Here is a 21,333-nt window from a genome sequence, read left to right as displayed (position 1 = left end):
CATGCTAAAACTAGTAAACACTGCCTTAAGTCTTCTGCCTAAACTTGATCCCCAGGTAAATTCTCTACTGTTACCTCTAAATGGTAAAAACTTAAGTGTTGATATTATTGATATTGACTTTGTAATCACGCTTAAAGTAGAAGATTCTAAAATATATGCTAGTAACGAACCTACCAAAAACATTTTAAAAGGTAAATTGGCTTATATTTTGGAGCTTATTTTCAATAAAAATCTACAAGAGTTGATAATAGCTGAGAAGCTTGATTATCAAGGTAGTTTAAAAGATCTTAATACTTTTAATAAATTTTTGAATGCTATTGATATAGATCTAGTTTATAGAATATCTGAACTCACCAGTCCTGAATTTGCTGGAATTGTTGCTAAACCTTTTCAAAAAGCAAAACAATACTTAAAAACATCTCGACAAGAGACTATTGTCGATATCAAAGATTTCCTAACAGAGGAGAAAAAGACTCTGATATCTCAAAATGAAATTAATATCTTTTATCGCCAAGTTCAAGAGCTAAAGCAAGCTACTGATAGAATAGAGGCAAAGCTAAAATTATTACAAGGCTTAAACAATGATTAAAAAATTTCTAAGGCTTATTTACATTTTTTACATTATAAATAAATACTGTCTACTCAATGAGCCAATTCGAGCGACAAAAATAAAAACTCTAAGAGTGTTATTATTGCTAAATCCATTTTACTACTCTCCAAGAGTACGCAGACTTGAGCATGGTGTGCGTATTAGAGAGGCTTTAGAAAAACTTGGACCTATTTTTATTAAATTCGGTCAAGCATTATCAGTCAGAGCCGATTTACTACCGCCAGATGTAATAAAAGAAGTTTCAAAACTTCAAGATAACGTTCCACCTTTTGATAATCAAGTTGCAGCCCAACAAATTGAAAAAGCGGTAAAAAAATCCATATCTGAAATATTCAAAAGCTTTGAAAGTACTCCTTTAGCTTCTGCGTCTGTAGCTCAAGTGCACGCTGCAGTATTGCAAAATGACGAAAAAGTAGTAGTCAAAGTATTACGTCCAGGCATTGAGAAAATTCTTAAACTTGATACTTCTTTGATGCTATTTTTTGCAACTTTACTTAGTAAACTTAAAGAAATTCGAAGATTTAAGCCTGTAGAGATTGTCAAAGAGATAAATCAAAGCTTTTTTGATGAGCTTGATCTAGTCCGTGAAGCATCAAATGCTTCTCAAATTCGTAGAAATTTTGAAAACTCTACCATACATTATGTACCTAAAATATATTGGGAATATACTAGTTCTACTGTAATGGTGATGGAAAGAGTTGGTGGCGTAAGAGTGTCTGATATAGAAACTCTAGATGCTTTAGGTGTCGATCGTCGTCTACTAGCGCAACGTGGGGTAGAAATTTTTTATTCACAAGTCTTTGATGACTGTTTTTTCCATGCTGATATGCATCCTGGCAATATGTTTATCGATGTATCAAATCCAGCTGATCCAAAATATATTTCGATAGACTTTGGAATCGTCGGTACTCTTAATCGTGATGATCAGCGTTATTTAGCAGGTAACTTCTTGGCATTTTTTAAACGAGATTATCGTAAAGTTGCTGAGTTACATATAGAATCTGGCTGGGTTCCAAGTGATACGCGTGTTGATGTTCTTGAATCAGCAATTAGAACAGTATGTGAACCAATCTTTGAAAAACCGATGAAAGAAATATCTCTAGGCTATACTTTAATGCAACTTTTTGCAGTAGCGCGTCGTTTCAATATGAATATCCAACCGCAACTTACACTATTACAAAAAACTCTTTTTCATGTCGAAGGTCTTGGACAGAAACTTTGTCCTGAATTAAATATCTGGGAAACATCTCGACCAATTCTAGAAAAATGGATGAAAGAGCAAATGGGGCTAAGAGGTTTCTATCATCGTTCAATTGAAAATATGCCTAGGGTTAGTGATAAACTACCAGAATTACCGCGCATGGTTTTTGATATATTGCAACAAACACAAATCAATCTAAAAAATACTACTACATCTTCACAATTTAATAACTTAAAAGAACCTAAGAAAAAATATAGATTTGCTTTGGGCTGTGGATTAGTTTTGACAACTATTGGGGTAATATATACTTTGGATAAAGATACAACACCACTAATTAAACTACAAAACTTTATTAGTAATCATAGTACTAGTTTTATAATTGTCGGAATTGTATGCTTGATTTATTATAGTTTTAAGAAGGAGAAATAGGCATCATGTCAGATTGTATTTTTTGCAAAATTATTAGTGGTGAAATACCATCTAAAAAAGTGTATGAAGATGAAAATGTCTTTGCTTTTTATGATATCAACCCTGCTGCTGACGTGCATATCCTTGTTATACCCAAAAGACATATTGCTAGCTTAAATGATCTAACAGAACAAAATCAAGAGCTTATGGGAAAATTTATGCTTAGTATTCCCAAAGTTGCTAAACTAATCGGACTAAAAGGTTTTAAGACCGTCTTTAATACTGGTAAAGAAGGGGGACAGATGGTTTTTCATCTCCATGCGCATATTCTAGGAGGTAAAATCAGATCTAAGCTTCCTGAGTAATTACTTTAAGTTTAAACTAGCTTGCTAAACTCAAACTCGGTGGTGGGAAAGAGCTATTTGAGAAGCTATTTATCTGATGTAAACCTTGTGCGAAACTCATCGTTGATAAACTAGTAACCATTACTACTGTTAATATTATTTTTCTCATTTTAGTACCTATATAAATATTTCTAATTCCTATATGACAATTATTACAAAATATATCCATGATGTTAAATATATAGTTTTTATAATTTCAATAACATTTACTTATAAGAAATATCATTATTCAGGCCGAACTAATGTGACTACTGATATTTTTTCAATTTGACTATCTTTTGCAAGAGTCTCAATAAACTCACGAAGTGTTGAACCAGTAGTTAAAACATCATCAAATACAACTAAATGCTTAGCTTTAATTGGCTTAGTTAAGCTAAAGACTCCTTTTATCTGTATAGCTCTTTTTTGCTTTGATGATTTAGCTTGAGATTTTGTATACTTAATTCTAGCATAGTTCTCAAAAGTTGATCTAATGCCAGTATATTCTGATAGGGTTTTAGCTAATACTTCAGCTTGATTAAAACCACGATATAGATACCTATACCTATGTATTGGTACTGCTGCAATAGCATCCACATCTTTGAAGTGCTGCTGTGCAATATTATCCCACCAATATCTAATCACTTTAGAAAAAATCTCAGCAGCTAATAAATCTTTATTAAACTTAAATCTCTGTAGCAAAAATCTAACTTCGGGAGAATATCTAAGTAAATAAAAATAATCAAAACTCAAATTAAGCTCTATTTGTTGCTTTTGGAAATTTAATTGGTTTAATAAACTGTCAAAACAATAATTACAAATAGTATCATCAGCTGATTGTTTACATAATAAGCAATTTTGATACGAGAGTATTTTGATGATTTTTGTTATAATTTTCATAATTAATTATAAAAAAGTTTTTATATGTTCAATTATAATCTTTTTCTTAATCGACTATCAAAAAGAAAACTATACCCTCAATCTTTTATAAAAAATGAAATTGCCCAAAGACTACTTAAGCGTTTGGAGTTTATAAAACTAGATCCAAAAGATATCTTAGTCACTGGCTATAGTGATAATGATTATCTTGAGAAATTAAACAAACGTTTTCCTAATGCAGATATTCACACCAGTCAAAGTCTTAAACAACAGTTTGATATTATTTTCTCAAATTCTATTATTCATATAACAGATAATTTATCACAAGAGTTAGATAATTATTATCAACTACTTAACGATAATGGTATTTTACTTTTTTCGACTTTTGGGGATAAATCATTTACAACACTCAAAGAAGCTTTTGCAAGTGTTAGTAATTATAAGCATACCAACTCCATGATTGATCTTCTAACTTGGGGGAACACACTACAAGCAAGCCAATACAAAACTCCAGCTATTGAGTCAGACCTTATTACTTTTACTTATGAGAATATAAATACTCTTTTTGAGGATATAAGACATCTAAATGAACCTCTAGCTGATACAAATATGCAGTTTGGGCTAACTGGGAAAAATATTTGGCATCATTTTGTTAAAAAATTCAAGCAAAATTTACAGTTAGAAATAGAAGCTCTGTATGGTTATGCTGTACGTAAGGCACAAGATAACACCTTAAAATCTCGGGCAAACCCAAATAGAATAACTTTAGAAGAACTAAAAAAACAAATTGCTGATTTCAAGAAAAATTCTTAATATGATTATTTTAGCAATACATTACAGGCATAGTAGATAGCTGCTGCCAATCATAATCAGAACATTGTGTTGGCTTCTTAAGTGGCTGGCAATATGTTCTCCATGTACCACCACCATATGTTTTCATTATCAAACATTTTTTAAAACGCTTTTGCTCACCGCTCAATAATCCCACTGTAGTAATTTGTTCAATAGGATAACCATCTGATAATTTATACTTAAAACCTTGACTATCTTCATCTTCATCATCTATTTGCTCAAATGATTTATCTATTTCTTCTGGTGTACTAATATTGTCTAAAAGATTTTTATAATTTTTTATTTTATATTGACTATTGTATTTTTTAACATCTTCATCAATATAATCTTTAGCTGACTTAACTTTGTAGTAGTTCTGCGATTTTTTATAATCTTGATTGATATTATGATTTTCTTTAACTATATTATGTGCTTCACTCAGAACAGTAGCTGTTGATTTTTTAAGCTTTTGTTTTTCTTGCCTAGCTTTACTATCAAGTTCGCGATTAAAAGCATCTATCTTCTTTTTAGTTTCTGATGGTGAATTATCTTTTAGTATTTCTTCGGCTTCAGCTAAAAGCTTTTCATAACCATCATCACTAGTGTCAACAAGACTACTCAAAGCATCTCCATAATCATTAGCTTTAGGAACTTGATCTTGTTTAATAGTGGAGCCACTAGCAACTTCATTTTCAGATACTAATGCAGAGTCAGCTTTTATAGAATTCTTTGCAGCATACTGGCGTAGTGGATTGTCCTTAGCATCAATTTTAACTGCTTGCTCTGCCTTAGCATTAATTGTATCAGCTATAGCACTACAGCAGAATAAAAAGGTAATTATCAAAGAAGATAAAACTTTTTTTTTCATAACTTATCAAAAAAATTTTTCCTATGCAAAGTATAGTAGATATTACGCGTATAAGAAAGAGGTTTTATCTAAAGCAATTTAAATAACAATTTGCTCCTCGTGTAACTCGATATTATAATGCTCTAAAATTTGTTGTTTTATAAACTCGATAAGATCTAAAATATTTTGACCAGTTGCATTGCCATTATTCACTATTATGCCACCATGTTTTGGAGAGATTTGCGCATCACCAATTTGCTTGCCCTTTAATCCTAGCTGCTCTACCATAATTCCCACAGGCATATTTGCTTGCGGTCTCTTGAAAACACTTCCAGCCGTTGGCTTTTGCGGTAAATTAGATAATCTACGTGAATAAATATCATCTAGCTTTGCTTTGATTTCTTGCTTTGTTTTGTACTCAAACTCAAATTCTGCTGATAAAATACAAATATCTTTCATATACTTAAACATAGAGTATCTATAACCATACTCTATATCATCTTTTAGATATTTTTTTATCTGTTTGGAGTTAAGGTCAAGTATTGTGACACTTTTAACATAAGTATATATCTCATCACCATACGCACCAGCATTCATAATCAATGCTCCACCAACACTAGCTGGCACATCATAAAAAGTTTCTATACCACTTAAACCAGCACGATATGTAGCTAATGCAAGATCTTGTAATAATACTCCAGCCTGAACATTAGCATAATTATCAATAATCTTAAAAGAGTTGAATTTCTTAGTAAAAATCACAAATGCTACATCATCATAATATTCTTTAGAAAAAATAACATTGCTACCGTTTCCAAGGAAAAATAATTTCTGATGTTTATTAACAATGTCTAATAACTCTTGGTCATTAGTAGGAAAATAAACATATTTAGCAAAAGACTTAATACGATATGTATTATATTGTTCTAAAGATATATATTCTGACATTAGTCACCTAAACATTATCACTTAAAATCTCTATTTGCATAAAATGAGACATATTTTCTATAAGATTATTATAACCTCTAAATATCTGATGAGCATTATTAATAGTCGAAAATTCATCTAATAATGATCCTGCCATTAAGCATGCCATACCAGCACGTAAATCTTTGACACTCATAACCGCTGGACGTATATCATTTAGGTTTTCAAGTGGTTTTATTTTTATAAGAGTATTATCTATAGATATATTAAAACCCATTTTACGAATTTGATACACATAGTTTATACGCTCAGGGTAAACCGTATCTTGAATAGTACTAGAGCTATTTGCCATAAATAACATCACTGCATATATTGGCTGCAAATCAGTAGGAAAATGTGGGAAAGGTGCAGCAATTATATCAACCCCTTTAATACAACTATCCTTACCAAAAAACTTAATACCACGATTAGCTTGGTTATACTCCCATTTAGCTCCTGCATTAGTCAATTTTTCCAAAGGCTTTTTGATACTATATGTATCTTGAGTATTAATATTTGTAATTGTAACATTTGTTTTGTACAGATACGCCATAGCGGCATAGGTCATAGCTTGAATACGATCAAAAATAATTTCAAACTCACAGCCATTTAATCTCATAACACCTAAGATTTTTATTTTTCTGCTATCAGCATCAAAATCAATATTTGCACCACATTGATTAAGATAATCTATTAATGTAACAACTTCTGGCTCTAAAGCAACATTTTCAAGTATAACCTCAGAGTTTCCGGTCACAGCATACATTACTAGATTCATAGTTGCACCAACCGATGGAAAAGGCATTTTAAACTCTGCATTTTTTTCTTCTTTGTAAATAACCTCTATATGATCATCAGCTAATTTAACCTCAGCACCTAACGCTTCTAAGCCATTTAAATGTATGTCAAAAGGTCTCTTTTCACTAAAACTACAGCCGCCAGGAAAACCAATTTTAACACGACCCTTTTTCTTAAGTAATGAACCTAAAAGCATTAAGGAACAACGTGTTTTAGATGTCATCTCTCCACATAATTCTAAAGTTTCATTTGAGATAGCAGCAGTATCAATAGTTACATCTTCACCCTTTTCAATAACTTTAGCACCAACATTTTCTAAGATCTCCTTAGCACCTTTGTAGTCTAAAAGAGTAGTCGGAACATTAGTGAATTTTGTTTTAGTATCAGGAATTAAGCTTGCAAAAATCAAATGCAACAAAGCATTTTTTGCACCACTAATATTAATGGTTATTTCATCAGCAATCTTACTTAACTTTTTTACTCTTACTGCCTTCATCTTTTGATCTCTTATTTTTTCTATCTGCAAAAGGGTTTTCTGACTGCTTAAACTCAAATACTATTGGCGTACCACGGAAATCTAAAGCTTCTCTAAAGAAATTTTCTAAGTATCTTTTATATGAGTTCGGTAATCTACTTACTTGGTTGCCATGTATTACGATAACTGGTGGATTATGACCTCCAACATGAGCATATTTAAGTTTAATCCTAAATTTACCTACCATTGGTGGTGAATGCGCCTCTACTGCAAGCTGCATTAGACGCGTAGCATCAGCTGTAGTTATTTTTTTATTTGCACATGCATATGCAGTATCGATTGACTCAAAAACATGGCCAACATTAGTACCATGCAATGCTGAAATAAAGTGTATATCAACATAATCTTGTAAGAAAAAAAGCTTTCTTTTAAGATCTTGTTTAACCTGAGTACGATCTTCTTCTGTCATACCATCCCATTTATTTACAGCTAAGACTAATGCTCTACCATTTTTGATAGCAAAATGTATCAGACTCAAGTCTTGATCTGATATACCTTGTCTTGCATCAACTACTGCAACTACAACATTTGAATCTTGTATTGCTTGTAAAGTTTTTATAACAGAGAACTTCTCTAAGGTCTGCTTTACCTTGCCTCTTTTGCGCACACCAGCTGTATCAACTATAGTATATTTGTGGCCATGGCGCTCAAATGGAATACTGACACTGTCAATTGTAGTGCCTGGCATATCAAATACAACAACCCTATCTTCGCCAAGCATTCTATTTGTAAGTGTTGATTTACCAACATTAGGTCTACCAATCAATGAAAAATGGATACCATGACGCTGTTGTTCTTTATGCTCTTGTGTTTGAGTATAGTCTTGATAGTATTCATTTAATGGTTTTTTTAAGAACTTATCAACTAGCTTTTGCGTGTTTCTACGGTGCGCTGCAGAAATTGCAAATACCTTGTCAAAGCCAAAACTATAGAAATCTGCCATTGCTGCTTCTTCTTCAGTACCATCAACCTTGTTTACTACAACCACTACTTTCTTATCTTTTTGGCGTAAAAGACCAGCAACATACTCATCTCCAGCTGTCAGCCCAGCTCTACCATCGACAACAAAGAAAACTAAATTTGCTTCATCTATAGCAATCTGTGATTGTTTAGCCATAAACTCGTCAAAGCCTATATCTTTATCTGAAATACCTCCAGTATCAACTACTAGATAATCCAAATCATCATACTTTGCTTGTCCATATTGACGATCACGAGTGACTCCCTCAAAATCAAAAACTAAGGCATCACGCGAATTTGTTAATACATTAAAAAGAGTAGATTTACCAACATTGGCTCTACCTACAATTGCAACTAAAAAAGACATTTTTACTCAATAATTCTATAACTTAAATATTTATGATTAATCTTACTCTATTTCACCATTTTAATAAAGCTAATAAAAAATCACTGAGAATAATTTGATTGTTAATTAAATTCTAGATATCAGTTAATGATATATGCCTATTAAACTATTTCTAAATTTTCATTAGTATTATCAGAATTTATTTAAAGTTTATTAAGATATGATGATAAAAAATCTTAAATATAAACTGAAAGATCTAATGTAAGAGTATTCATACGCTGCCCATTATAAAGGCTCTGCCATGAATATTCAGGACCGATAAGAACATTATCATCAAAAAATGATCTTTGTGTCGATACTAGAATTTGATCTTTAATCCCAGAAGCTGCTAAGAAAAAACTACCTCCAGCAGATAGTGGCATGGGGATATTATCGGCATTATAAGAGTGACCATAACTCGCGTTAATATTCTGACCACTACCAAATAGTTTAAATGTATATGCTGCTTGTACTGTAAAAGCTCCTGCAAATGCATTACTACGACCATTAAATTGTGTACTTTGAGTTGTAGTAGTTGCCCAACCTGCACCTATATTTAGATTTCCTGGCAGAAAAGGAATACTCTCAAAGTTTATAGCTGTATCAATATTAAATTCCCCAACCCGCTTATCAATAAAATTAAATCTGTTATTAGCACCACGAATATCATGCATATAACCTAAGTTAAAACCAACTTGAGCTATATTTGGAATACTCACAGCATCAAAATACGCCAGAGAGAAAGTTGCATGGTTTTTTGCATCAAACACAGTAAAATTAGCGTTTGAGGTATCACCACGATAGTTTATTGCTGCGTTGGTAACTCTAAGTGGTCTAAACATATTCGCAGTGATACCAGTTGTCCAAGGACCACCTCCTCCAAATGATCCAACAGAAGGTCTATATTTACCAACTGATACAAATATTGGTGTTGTATCAAGATTACCAAAAATTACAAATGCATCCTGCAAGTCATAGTTATTATTCTGATTAGCCACAAAATCTAAATTTGCTGTTACATAGTGTCCAAGATTAGCTAAAAAATATAGTGTCGCACTAGTTAAGTATATATTTTCGCCATTACCTGGAAAAGTTGTTGCACTTCTAGTAGTAATATCAGTACCATTCCAGATTTGTGCATCAACTTGGATAAATCCTCCAAAGAATATTGAATAATCATCAAAAAAAGCTCTTTGCCTTAGGATACTGGAGGCAAAAAGGTTACTTGGTAACTGCCCAATTGGTACAGTGTTGTTACTTGAGAATGATCCAACATATGAAACCTCACCTTGAGTAGTAATCTTGACCTGATTACCAACATCGACCTCTCTATCAACATCAGATGAACCTAAAGCAACTTGCTCTTGTAAGAATTGATCTCTGACTTTTGAACTTTTATCAAAATCATTAAATTGACCAATAGAAGCTTTTTGCTGTGAACCAAGTCCAACAACAGCATCATCGATTATTTTTTGATTATCAAGCTTAGCAATCTGCGCTTGCAAAAGCTTAATCTTATTAGCAAGCTCATTCACTTCATCAGTATCTAATTGTTGAGAGTTATTAACTTGATTAACTAATGCGTAACTGATGTTTAAGAAAAACAATAATATGATAAGAACTAAAAGCTTTTTTTTAAACATTCATAAGGTATATTTTTATACGTATACAGACATATCTAATGTAATTGTATTCATATGCTCACCAGTATATAGTCTTTGATACGCATATTCCGGACCAAATAAAACATTATCATCAAAGTAAGCTCGCTGAGCCGAGAAGATAAGTTGTTGTTTGATACCTGCTGCTGTTTGACCAAAGCTTGGTGATGCATTAGCTGTACCCATTGGGATAGCTGCAGCATTATATGATTGCCCATAGGTCACACCAAAGTTAGTATTTCTACCACCAAGAATTGCAGAATAGTTAAGTGCTCCATACCATGCCCCTGCAAGCACATTACCTGTACCGACACCATTAAATTCTTCTGAATTTGTGGTACTAGCCCAACCCGCACCTAAGTTTATGAATCCGCCCAAAGCTGCATAAGTTAAGTTACCGTCAACGTTTAAAGCACCAACGTTATCATTACTACGATTTAAGTTAGCTAATGAGTTTGCAATAGAAGAACTACCAGCACCAGCAATATTAAAGACATAACCGACGTTAAAACCTGCCGCTAAATTTGGTGTCCAACTATCTGCGTAGAATAAGCCGGCTGAAAAGTTTGCACGTTTATCATCTGAACCGAATACCGCAATATTGGCGTTCCAAACTTGATCTTTATAGTCAATAGATACGTTAGTAACCTGACCCGGTCTTAAAAATCTTGTGATACCACTTGTCCAAGTACCACCACCACCATATGAACCAACTGATATCCTATTTCTACCTGCTGTTACGAAAAATGGTGATGTATCTAAGTTACCAAAGATCACAAAGGCATTACCTAAGCTAAAGCTTCCAGACTCATCAGTATCAAAATCAAATTGCGCTGTTACATAATGACCCAAATTCGATAAGAAATATAAATTAGCTCCTGTTAAGTATATATTTTGACCATTATTAGATAACCGTCCATTTTGAGCCTTAGTAATACCACTACCAAACCAAGCTTGAGCATCTGCTTCAATAAAGCCACCAAAGAATACTGAGTAATCATCGAATTTCTCTCTTTGCCCTAATAATGTAGAAGCAAAAAGGTTAGAGGAAATCTGTCCAATTGGAATACTGTTGTTACCAGAGTATGAACCTAAGTAGGTAACTTGACCTTGTGTTGTAATCGCCGGAGCTCCACCTACGTCAATACCACCATTAGGGCTAAAGACGCCCCCTAATGGCTGGGAAGCTAAATTAATGATGGAGTTACTAGCATCAACATTCTCCATTATATCAGATGAAGTACTATCGCCGATCAACGCCTGACTTAGATCTCTGCTTGCGCCATTACCACCAAGTGTGCGAGGATTTTTATTACCATCAACTTTTGAACTATAAGTAGTAAATTGCGAGCTACCATTAGACGTATTCTGTAATCCACCACTACTGCCTTGTCCATTACCTTGTGCTTTTAGCTGTTGTAATTGTCCTTGAAGCTGCTGTACTTGCTGCTGCAATTTTAGCAAAAGCTCTCTGTCATTTAGATTTGTTCCGCTAGTCTGAGCTGTCGAAGACGATCCACTAGCATTTGGATCTGGCTGACCAAGATTCTGATCTCCGATACTAGTAGCTCCTAGAGGTCCTCCTTGTGAAACGACCTGAGGAGAATCTTCAGAATAAGCTAATCCACAACAAACTAATAAACTACTAACTACTAAATAGGTTTTTTTAAACTTACGCACCACAGTAAAACTTCCCTCTAATAAAAAACTAGCAAAACAAAGAAAATCTCATTGATTCTAGCACAATCATATATTTTATTTCAATAGATTTCACACCCTATAAAAAGTTATAAAATGACTAAGCCTTGTATATTTATAAACTCTTTCTAAAGCACAAAATATAAACTGCTTTAGATTGGCATATATGGCGCATATGTCGGCGTCCACGATGAAAGATTAATTAATCTTTCAATTTCTTCATCAAGTTCAGTGTCTGTCAGATCTTCTAGATCAACATCAACACCATGGACACCCTCTAGAATCGCTTGTTTAGCTACTGCTCTGGTAATTTCTTTAGTGACATCAACCAAGTCTGTTATTCTAGCCAATAATGGTTGAGTAATATCCTCATTGATTACCATTGGCGATAATTCACTTAACCTATAACAAGCAGCTCTAATCATTCCTTTTGTAAGTACTCGCGCATGCACAGCTACTGAGCCTAAGCCTAAACCTGGGAATATAAAAGCGTTGTTACCTTGAGAAATGCGGTAATCACGACCATTATATGTCACATCGGGAAATGGACTACCTGCGGCAATTAGAGCCTTTCCATTTGTCCACTTAATAATGTCTTCAGGTAAAGCCTCACAAAGAGATGTAGGATTAGATAGTGGCATAATAATAGGATAGTTATTATTTTTTGCCATAGTTTTAACAATCTCTTTAGTAAATGATCCTGGTTGACCAGATGTACCAATTAAAATATCACATTTTGTATTTTTAACTGTTTCCTCAAGTGTAATATAGTTAAAGTCTTCAACTTTCCATTTATCAATTTCTTCACTAGTTTTGACAAAAGGTTTTTGTTCCGGAGTAATTCTTTTTGCTCTTAGCCTATCGCAAATTAGACCATATCTATCTACTAAATAAATACTGCTTCTAGCTTTCTCTATCGACACCCCAGCCCTATCAGCAATCACATCTGCAAGCTGTCTAGCGATACCACAACCAGCGCTACCTGCACCAAAAATAATTACCTTGATATCACATATACCATTTAATGCTTCTTCAACTGTTATCTCACCTGCATTTATTCTTATAGTACTTGCTGTCTTGACAGCAGCTATACAGTTAGCTGCTGCAACAATACCCGTACCCTCAATATCATCATTAAATGTACATAGCTTATCTTTGTATTTTTCTAGGATACGCGTAGCATTATCACGCCCTAGATCTTCCCAGTGTAAAAATACATTTGGAAATCTAGCCTTGACCTGTGTAACAAACTCTTCAATAAACTCATCATAAGTTTCACCTGATACTCTTGGTAAACGTACACCCAAATAACCAGGGGCATTAAGCAAAGCATCATTATTTGTACCCATATCAAGCTGTACTGGCAAAACTCTAGCTGGATCTATACCACTTGCAGCAACATAAACCATAATCTTACCAATACTGATATTCATGCCACCAATGCCTTGATCACCAATTCCAAGTACTGCTTCACCATCAGTAACAAGTACCAAGTCAATACTGTTATACTCATATCGCTCCAATATTCTAGCAATATGTTTTTTATGACTTATAGAGATAAATAAACCACTTTGCTTTCTAAATGAACTACTATATTTTTGGACAGCCTCACCTACTGTTGGTGTATATATAATTGGCATTATTTCTTCTAAATTCTCGCGCACGAAGTGATAGAAGAGTGTGGTATTCAAATCATGAAGCCTATTTAGGAATACATATTTCTCAAGAGAATTAGGTTTTAAATCAAGCTGCCTTCTTACTCTAATAGCCTGCTCTTCGATACTTTCAACTTTTTCTGGTAGGTAGCCTATGAGATCAAAAGCAATTCTTTCTTCTTGACTAAAAGCAACATCTTTATTTAAAACTCTATTGTTTAAAAGCTGTCTGCCAGTAAGGTTAGTTTCTATTGCAAAAACTTTACCAATTTTGTTTCTTAACTTTCTTATTCTTTTTTCACGTCTTTCCATGACCCAAACCACTTATAAAATTTTACATTAAACTATAACAAAAACATCTAACAACTAAGTATCTATCAGTAGTTGCTTTTTTTCAACAAAAAATGAATACTATACAATATTATACTTCTAAATGAATTTGCTTTAAACTTTCTTTTTATAATGAAAATTATTACAAACCTAAATAAAACCAAAGATCCTCTACCTAAAGCAATAGCTATTGGTTCTTTTGATGGTGTACACCTTGGACACCAAGCAATAATAAAAAAACTCCTAACTATAGCTAAAAAGAACAACCTTGTACCGTATATCTTATTCTTTGAGCCTTTACCTAAAGAATTTTTTCTCAAAGATAAAGCTCCATTGAGAATATATGATTTTAGAAAAAAAGTAATCAACATACATAAACTTGGTATCAAACATATAATTTGTCAAAAATTTAACACAAAATTTGCAAATATCACTGCAAATGAATTCATCGAAGAGTTTCTTGTCAAGAAACTAAACACTAAACATATAATCATCGGTGATGACTTTAAATTTGGTAAAAACCGTGGTGGCGATTATGCGCTTTTAAATCAATACTCACAAACTCATGATTTTAGTGTAGATAAAGTTTCTACTTTAAACCTAGATAACCACCGCATTAGTAGTAGTGATATTCGTCAAGCTCTTATCACCCATAATTTAATAGAAGCAAATAAACTCTTAGGTGAATCACTAAAAATTAACTCCCGTGTCATACATGGTCAAAAAAATGGCAGAAAAATTGGTTTTAATACTGCCAATCAGAAATTACCTAAGAACTCTGCACTAAAGGGAGTTTATCTAACTAGAGTTTTTATCGATAATGCTATTTTCTATGGAGTGACTAATGCGGGTACAAGACCAACCATAGATGGTAAAAACAACCTGCTTGAGACTCATATTTTTAACTTTAATCAAGAAATTTATGGTAAACATATAACTACAGAAATAGTAAGTTTTATTAGATCAGAAATGAAATTTAACTCTTTTGAAGAATTAAAATTGCAAATATCTAAAGATATTCAAACTGCAAAAAAACTAATAAGTACATTGTAGACTATTAACATAATCAGCTTTGTACTTTATAATTTGATTCAAGTAATTTTAAATTTCTCAATATTAATTTTAATACCTAAGGAATAATCCACATGAGTGACTATAAAGACACCTTAAATCTGCCAAAAACATCTTTTTCGATGAAAGGTAACCTTGCCAATAAAGAACCAATGATTCTTAGTAAATGGGAAAAACAGGGTATTTATAAGAAAATTAGAGAACACTTTGCTGGACGCGAGAAATTTGTTCTTCATGATGGTCCTCCATATGCTAATGGTAGTATTCATGTTGGTCATGCGGTTAATAAAATTCTCAAAGACATAATCATAAAGTCAAAAACATTAAGTGGTTATGATGCCCCTTTCATCCCTACTTGGGATTGTCATGGTTTACCAATTGAGTTACAAGTTGAAAAAAAACATGGTAAAGCTGGTCAAAGTATATCAGAAGATGATTTTAGGAAAGAATGTCGTAAATATGCCAAAAAACAGGTAGAAATCCAAAAGAAAGATTTCAAAAGACTTGGTGTTCTAGGTGACTGGGAGCAGCCATATCTGACAATGAATTTTGATTATGAAGCTAATATGATTAGAGCATTAGCTAAAATTATCGAGAATGGTCATCTAAGCAAAGGATTTAAACCAGTTCATTGGTGTACTGATTGTGGTTCAGCGCTTGCTGAGGCTGAGGTTGAATATGCTGATAAAGTTTCTCCTGCTATCGATGTTAAATTTAAAATCAAAGACAAAGACAAACTTACTCAAGCATTTGGTTTAGATTCATTAAATCACGATGCTTTTGCAATTATTTGGACAACTACTCCTTGGACACTTCCTGCCAACCAAGCAATTGCAGTAAATAACCAACTTAATTATAGTTTAATTAAGATTGAAGATTTTTATATTATCTTGGCTGAGAATCTAGTTGAGCAAACACTTAAAAGATATGCGATAGAAAATGCCGAGATAATTGCTACAACGACAGGTGACAAACTAACTGGAATTATAGCCGAGCACCCTTTCTACAGTCGTCATGTGCCAATTTTACATGGTGATCATGTTACTGATGATTCTGGTACAGGTTTGGTTCATACAGCTCCTACTCATGGTGTTGATGACTTCACTTTAGGAAAGGAGCATAATTTGTCTATGGAAATTTTTGTCAAAGGTAATGGTTGCTATAGCGAAAATACCAAACTATTTGCCGGAGAATTTATATTTAAGGCTAATGATAGAATTATCGAGCTTCTTGGCGAGAAAAAACGCCTAATGAACTCTGATAAAATTAAGCATAGCTATCCTCACTGTTGGCGTCACAAAGCCCCTCTTATGTTTAGAGCGACACCACAATGGTTCATAAGCATGGAGAAACAAGGACTGCGTGATAAAGCTGTACAAGCAATCAAAGAAACTAGCTGGGCACCTAGCTGGGGACAAGCACGTATCGAGGGTATGGTCAAAGATAGGCCTGATTGGTGTATATCACGTCAAAGAACTTGGGGAGTTCCTTTGCCTTTATTCATCCATAAGGAAACTGAAGAGCTACATCCAAATACTATTGAAATACTACATAAAGTCGCTGAAAAAATTGAAAAAGGTGGTATTGAAGCATGGTTTAATGCTGATGATAGTGAATTCATTACAGAAACTGATCAGTATAAGTCTGTCAAAGATACTTTAGATGTTTGGTTTGATTCTGGCTCATCTAGTATGTGTATATTAGACATAGATAAAAACCTAAGCTATCCAGCTGACTTATATTTAGAAGGATCTGACCAACATCGTGGCTGGTTCCAAACATCGCTTTTAGTAGCAATGTCTGCTAAAGGTAGTCAACCATATAAAGAAGTTTTCACACATGGTTTTGTAGTAGATGAGCATGGTCGTAAGATGTCTAAATCTCTAGGTAACGTAACATCTCCTCAAGATATATATAATACTCTTGGAGCTGATATCTTACGCCTGTGGACAGCATCAACTGATTATAAGAGTGAAATGGCTGTATCTGACCAAATCCTAAAAAGAACCGCAGATACTTATCGTAGATTACGTAATACTGCTAGATTCTTACTCTCAAATCTAGATGGATTTAGTCCTGAGACTGATATTATCGAATTTGATAAACTAGTTAAGCTAGATCAATGGGCGATTGCAAAGACTAAAGAATTCCAAGATAAGATTATTGAAGCTTATGATAAATATCAAACTCATACAGTTGCACAATTAATACATCATTTCTGCTCTATTGAAATGGGAAGTTTTTATCTAGATATTATCAAAGATAGACAATATACTGCAAAAACTAATGGACATCCACGCAAGTCTGCGCAAACAGCTATTTACCATATAGTTCATGCTCTCGTAAGATGGATGGCACCTATACTTTCATTCACTGCTGATGAAATTTGGGAAGCTACGCCAAAGACTACTGATTTACCAATCCAGCTTTGTGAGTGGTATACAGAACTTAAATCTTTTGATAAGGATGCTGAACTAAATCTAGAATACTGGGCAAAAATCCAAGAAATTCGTTCTGAAGTAAATAGAGTACTTGAGATTAAAAGAAATGAAGATATTGTCAAAGCCTCACTAGAAGCTAAAATTACAATTTATGCTGACAACGATAATTATAAGCTATTAGAAAAACTTGGTAATGAACTTAGATTCCTACTAATATCATCAAAAGCAAACCTAAAAGCGATTGAAGAAAAGACAAGTAGCTCAATCGCTGCCAACATACCAGGTTTATCAATTGAAATAACCAAAATAGAAGAGCCTAAATGTGAAAGATGTTGGCATCGTAGCTCGACTGTTGGAGAGAATCCTCACTACGAAGATATCTGTAGTCGTTGTGTTGAGAATATAACTACAGAAGCTGGAGAGTCGCGTGAATTTGCTTAAACCAAAAATAAAATATTTTATTTTAGCAATTTTAATTATTGCCGCTGACTTATACACTAAGTATCTAGCAAATACACACCTAGAATTTGCTCAATCTGTGAAGATAACCAGTTTCTTTAATCTTACTTTACTATACAATCATGGTGCAGCGTTTAGCCTTTTAAGCAATGATCAAACATCATGGCAGATGGTAATGTTTTCAATAATTTCTTTGCTTGCTGCTATTGTACTTATTTATCTAATTATTAAGCAGCCGATTACTGAGAAAATTAACTTGTTCTCTTTTGCTCTTATTTTAGGTGGCGCTCTAGGCAACTTTTACGATCGTGCTTTTCAGGGCTATGTAATTGATTTTTTAGATTTTCATATAGGTAACTATCACTGGCCATCTTTTAATATAGCTGATTCAGCTATTACATGTGGTGTTATCCTTTTAGTAGCAGCATCATTATTTACCAAAAAGAAATCATAATGTTTTTTTGTAATCTGTATAGAATTGACGTGCTTTAAATTCATTACCACCATAAGATATATTGAAGATTGTCTGACCCATTCTTGAATCCTGTTGCATAATAATCCCAATATATTTAACATTTGGAAGAGGGTTATTAAGTTCAGCGATAATCGTAGCTGTCAAAGGTAATTTTTCATTCACCATAATTGTATAGCCATTAGTTTTTAAATAGCTAACTAACTTATCATACTTATTATCAAAATCAGTACCATTAAGTCGAATAACTTGATCTGGATAATTTGCTACTAAGAATCTTGCGCCATCAATGTCATTTGTATTTTTGCTAAAATCAACTTCTTTAATCATGCTATATCTTGTTAATTTCTCGTAATGGGTAATATTATCTTCTATATCACTTTTGACAGTACAAGATGCAAGTGCCAAACTCACCAAACAAAGAGTAAAAATTTTCTTGGGCATATTTAGACCTAATAAGCTAAAATATTCGTTAATGTAATTATAACTACAAACTAGGTATTTTATAAGCTTTTAGAATATACAATTCTAATAACACCACAAATCTTTATTTATGATGAAAATATCCATACAATATACAAAAAAATAATTAGTTATATAAATGTCAAAAGGTTCTAGTACTAAAAAATGGTTACATGAGCATACTTCGGACTATTATGTCATTCAAGCAAATAAGCTTGGCTATCGTAGTAGAGCAAGTTTTAAAATTCTTGAAATACAAGATAAATATCAATTATTTAAACCAAATATGTTTGTTGTCGATCTTGGTGCAGCTCCAGGTGGTTGGTCTGAGCAAGTTATAAAATATATAGGTAAAAATGGTAAACTTATTGCTCTAGATCTATTAGAGATGGCTCCCATAGCTGGAGTTGAATTTATTCAAGGCGACTTCTGCAGTGATGAGACTTACCAAAGACTCAATACTCTTGTCAATAATCAAAAAATTGATTGTGTTATCTCTGATATGGCGCCAAATCTAAGCGGGAATAAAACTTCAGATCAAGCAAAATCGATATATCTACTTGAGTTAGCTTTAGATTTTGCAAATATGAATCTTAATAAAAATGGCAGTTTTGTTGCAAAAGTCTTTCAAGGTGAAGGCAGTGATGAATATCTCAAACTAGTAAGGGATTCTTTCAATAAAGTCATTCAATTTAAACCAAAGTCTTCAAGAGCAAAGTCACGAGAGTTCTATGTTATCGCAACTGGATTTAAGGGTTAATTTATCATTTAAAATGAATAACATTTTTAAGATTAATCTATTTTAGTAGTTTATTTAAAAAAATCTCCTACGAAATTTTCTTCTAGCTTTTCAAGCAGATAATCATGTAATTTTGGTGCTATTTCATTTAGATACTTATTTCTTTCTAAAACTTTAGCTTTAGTAATACGATGTTTTTTCCATGTACCTCCACCATTATTAAGGTTCTGTATTGCTGGAATTAACCTATCTATAGCATTAGCAAATTTTGCTTCATCTGTCTAAGCACTATCAAACTCTAGCCATAACTGCTCTAGCTGCTCTCCTTGAGATTTAGGTAAAATTTTAGCTATTCTTTGAATTGCGACAAGTTCGCTGTGTTTTTGTAAATCTAATATTTGACTATCAGCAAACGCAAAAGTATCACCACTATAGATCTCAACGATATCATGAATCAAAAGCATCTTAGTAACTTTAGCAATATCTAAGCTTACACAGGCATACTCTGCCAAAATATTAGCAGTTAGAGCAACTTGCCAGCTATGTTCAGCACTATTCTCATGACGATTACCATCACATGGTAACCAAGTTTGGCGATAAACTCTTTTTAGCTTCTCAAGCTCGCTAATAAACTCAAGCTGAGCTACTAAATCTTGGCTCATATATCATTTTTCCATAAATCAAACATTTTATTTGCAACTAGCCTATTGGCCTTTGCTGTTGGATGGCAATAGTCCCAGCATAAGTACTTTTCTGGATCGCCCATTATTTCTATATCATATTGAATATTACCAAGTGAATCAGCGCCACCATAACTATCAACACAAGCATCGGTAACATTTTCAAAGCCATATTTAGCAGGGTTCTCAACACAATCATTTAATAAACTATAAAAATCAAAAAGTTTAAGGTTTATATGAGGGAAAATTGCTTGTAGTTCAGAAACACGATTTCTTAATAATCCATTTTGGAGATTAACATTTATTTGCATATATGATTTAAAAAACTTACCTACCCAATTAGACAGATAATCTTTATATGCCGGCGCCTTAGTAACATCAGGAATATTCCACAATATTATATTTTTAGCACCCATTTTTATAGCTTTTCTAACAATCTTATTTAGGTCTCTAGCTACTCTAAATTTTGGCACTAGGTTTATATATGGAATCTCATTATAAACCATAAACATAAAATTATTTGCTCCACCGTTTATTACAACCAAATCATCATCGGCGAATCTTCCTTCTTCATTTTCAAACCTAACAATTTGTTCTGATACAGCAAAAGAATGATACTTTAGCAATGATGATGGATTTGTGCCATGTGTCAACGCCCCTCCAATTGCATAATTTTTATGTTTAATTTCTGATAGCTTCTGGTCTTTAGCAAGCATCTGCGCTAAAACCTCGGTTGATACTAGACCATTTGAAAATCTGCCATCATGATATGGCTTACCTGGTATATCTAATGTCTTCATGATATTACCATTATCTAAAAGACTATCTCCAAAAACTACCAGTCTATTTATTTGTCGCATAT

The 21,333-nt window shown here is 33.1% G+C and carries 19 protein-coding genes and 1 pseudogene; 8 read left to right on the top strand and 12 right to left on the bottom strand.

Going from position 1 to position 21,333, the window contains the following annotated elements; all coding sequences use genetic code 11:
- Position 1: 1 nt before the first annotated feature.
- The 3 genes from FSC454_RS02140 to FSC454_RS02130 are packed head-to-tail and all read left to right on the top strand — an operon-like array spanning position 2 to position 2,584.
- Positions 2 to 589: a ubiquinone biosynthesis accessory factor UbiJ gene (locus FSC454_RS02140; protein ID WP_066045944.1), complete on the top strand. Its 588-nt coding sequence runs from the start codon at positions 2 to 4 to the stop codon at positions 587 to 589.
- Positions 582 to 2,240, top strand: coding sequence for a ubiquinone biosynthesis regulatory protein kinase UbiB (gene ubiB / locus FSC454_RS02135; RefSeq protein WP_066045512.1), 1,659 nt, complete (start codon positions 582 to 584; stop codon positions 2,238 to 2,240). The genes FSC454_RS02140 and ubiB overlap by 8 nt, the downstream gene beginning before the upstream one ends.
- Before the next feature lie 5 nt (positions 2,241 to 2,245).
- Entirely contained in the window at positions 2,246 to 2,584 is a 339-nt protein-coding gene (locus tag FSC454_RS02130; RefSeq protein ID WP_066045515.1) for a histidine triad nucleotide-binding protein, read from the top strand.
- A gap of 16 nt (positions 2,585 to 2,600) precedes the next feature.
- Here the strand turns inward: FSC454_RS02130 and FSC454_RS10090 are convergent, their stop codons facing one another.
- Positions 2,601 to 2,732 (bottom strand): hypothetical protein, encoded by a 132-nt coding sequence (locus FSC454_RS10090; protein WP_014547734.1) that lies wholly within the window; start codon positions 2,730 to 2,732, stop codon positions 2,601 to 2,603.
- 116 nt (positions 2,733 to 2,848) lie between these two features.
- Positions 2,849 to 3,502, bottom strand: coding sequence for a ComF family protein (locus tag FSC454_RS02125; protein ID WP_014547733.1), 654 nt, complete (start codon positions 3,500 to 3,502; stop codon positions 2,849 to 2,851).
- Positions 3,503 to 3,526: 24 nt separating this feature from the next.
- On the opposite strand from FSC454_RS02125, the gene FSC454_RS02120 reads away from it, so the two are divergent.
- Complete coding sequence (locus FSC454_RS02120) at positions 3,527 to 4,294, top strand: methyltransferase domain-containing protein (protein WP_014547732.1); 768 nt, start codon at positions 3,527 to 3,529, stop codon at positions 4,292 to 4,294.
- Between the two features lie 10 nt (positions 4,295 to 4,304).
- Here the strand turns inward: FSC454_RS02120 and FSC454_RS02115 are convergent, their stop codons facing one another.
- The 7 genes from FSC454_RS02115 to FSC454_RS02085 form a co-directional block, all read right to left on the bottom strand.
- Positions 4,305 to 5,180, bottom strand: a complete 876-nt coding sequence (locus tag FSC454_RS02115) for a hypothetical protein (protein WP_066045518.1) — start codon at positions 5,178 to 5,180, stop codon at positions 4,305 to 4,307.
- 78 nt (positions 5,181 to 5,258) lie between these two features.
- A complete protein-coding gene (gene murB / locus FSC454_RS02110) occupies positions 5,259 to 6,107 on the bottom strand; it encodes a UDP-N-acetylmuramate dehydrogenase (protein WP_066045521.1) in 849 nt (282 codons plus the stop codon).
- A gap of 7 nt (positions 6,108 to 6,114) precedes the next feature.
- Positions 6,115 to 7,419 (bottom strand): UDP-N-acetylglucosamine 1-carboxyvinyltransferase, encoded by a 1,305-nt coding sequence (locus FSC454_RS02105; protein ID WP_066045524.1) that lies wholly within the window; start codon positions 7,417 to 7,419, stop codon positions 6,115 to 6,117.
- Complete coding sequence (gene der, locus FSC454_RS02100; RefSeq protein ID WP_014547728.1) at positions 7,388 to 8,785, bottom strand: ribosome biogenesis GTPase Der; 1,398 nt, start codon at positions 8,783 to 8,785, stop codon at positions 7,388 to 7,390. The genes FSC454_RS02105 and der overlap by 32 nt, the downstream gene beginning before the upstream one ends.
- Before the next feature lie 215 nt (positions 8,786 to 9,000).
- The gene (locus FSC454_RS02095; RefSeq protein ID WP_066045528.1) at positions 9,001 to 10,446 is read right to left on the bottom strand and encodes a DUF3573 domain-containing protein; all 1,446 of its coding nucleotides are present in this window, start codon (positions 10,444 to 10,446) and stop codon (positions 9,001 to 9,003) included.
- Between the two features lie 15 nt (positions 10,447 to 10,461).
- Positions 10,462 to 12,147 (bottom strand): DUF3573 domain-containing protein, encoded by a 1,686-nt coding sequence (locus tag FSC454_RS02090; protein ID WP_066045531.1) that lies wholly within the window; start codon positions 12,145 to 12,147, stop codon positions 10,462 to 10,464.
- 167 nt (positions 12,148 to 12,314) lie between these two features.
- Complete coding sequence (locus FSC454_RS02085; RefSeq protein WP_014547725.1) at positions 12,315 to 14,129, bottom strand: NAD-dependent malic enzyme; 1,815 nt, start codon at positions 14,127 to 14,129, stop codon at positions 12,315 to 12,317.
- Between the two features lie 150 nt (positions 14,130 to 14,279).
- Here FSC454_RS02085 and ribF point away from each other — a divergent pair, with 150 nt between their 5' ends.
- From ribF to lspA, 3 genes are all read left to right on the top strand, one after another.
- A complete protein-coding gene (ribF, locus tag FSC454_RS02080) occupies positions 14,280 to 15,200 on the top strand; it encodes a bifunctional riboflavin kinase/FAD synthetase (protein WP_066045534.1) in 921 nt (306 codons plus the stop codon).
- Between the two features lie 92 nt (positions 15,201 to 15,292).
- The gene (gene ileS, locus FSC454_RS02075; protein WP_066045537.1) at positions 15,293 to 18,100 is read left to right on the top strand and encodes an isoleucine--tRNA ligase; all 2,808 of its coding nucleotides are present in this window, start codon (positions 15,293 to 15,295) and stop codon (positions 18,098 to 18,100) included.
- Positions 18,087 to 18,572, top strand: coding sequence for a signal peptidase II (lspA, locus tag FSC454_RS02070; protein WP_044247213.1), 486 nt, complete (start codon positions 18,087 to 18,089; stop codon positions 18,570 to 18,572). The genes ileS and lspA overlap by 14 nt, the downstream gene beginning before the upstream one ends.
- Here the strand turns inward: lspA and FSC454_RS02065 are convergent.
- Entirely contained in the window at positions 18,567 to 19,034 is a 468-nt protein-coding gene (locus tag FSC454_RS02065) for a hypothetical protein (RefSeq protein WP_066045539.1), read from the bottom strand. The genes lspA and FSC454_RS02065 overlap by 6 nt on opposite strands.
- Positions 19,035 to 19,191: 157 nt before the next feature.
- Here FSC454_RS02065 and rlmE point away from each other — a divergent pair, with 157 nt between their 5' ends.
- A complete protein-coding gene (gene rlmE, locus FSC454_RS02060) occupies positions 19,192 to 19,812 on the top strand; it encodes a 23S rRNA (uridine(2552)-2'-O)-methyltransferase RlmE (protein WP_066045542.1) in 621 nt (206 codons plus the stop codon).
- Between the two features lie 50 nt (positions 19,813 to 19,862).
- On the opposite strand, the pseudogene FSC454_RS02055 reads toward rlmE, so the two are convergent.
- Together FSC454_RS02055 and FSC454_RS02050 are read right to left on the bottom strand one after the other, a co-directional pair.
- Positions 19,863 to 20,453: pseudogene (locus FSC454_RS02055) on the bottom strand (HD domain-containing protein).
- Complete coding sequence (locus FSC454_RS02050) at positions 20,450 to 21,331, bottom strand: SGNH/GDSL hydrolase family protein (protein ID WP_066045545.1); 882 nt, start codon at positions 21,329 to 21,331, stop codon at positions 20,450 to 20,452. The pseudogene FSC454_RS02055 and the gene FSC454_RS02050 overlap by 4 nt, the downstream one beginning before the upstream one ends.
- Between the last annotated feature and the right edge of the window lie 2 nt (positions 21,332 to 21,333).

It is taken from the genome of Francisella hispaniensis FSC454 (genome assembly GCF_001885235.1).
Taxonomy (GTDB): Bacteria; Pseudomonadota; Gammaproteobacteria; order Francisellales; family Francisellaceae; genus Francisella; species Francisella hispaniensis.
The sequence above is the reverse complement of the archived record's forward strand: the minus strand, read 5'-3'. Positions and strand labels throughout refer to the sequence as shown.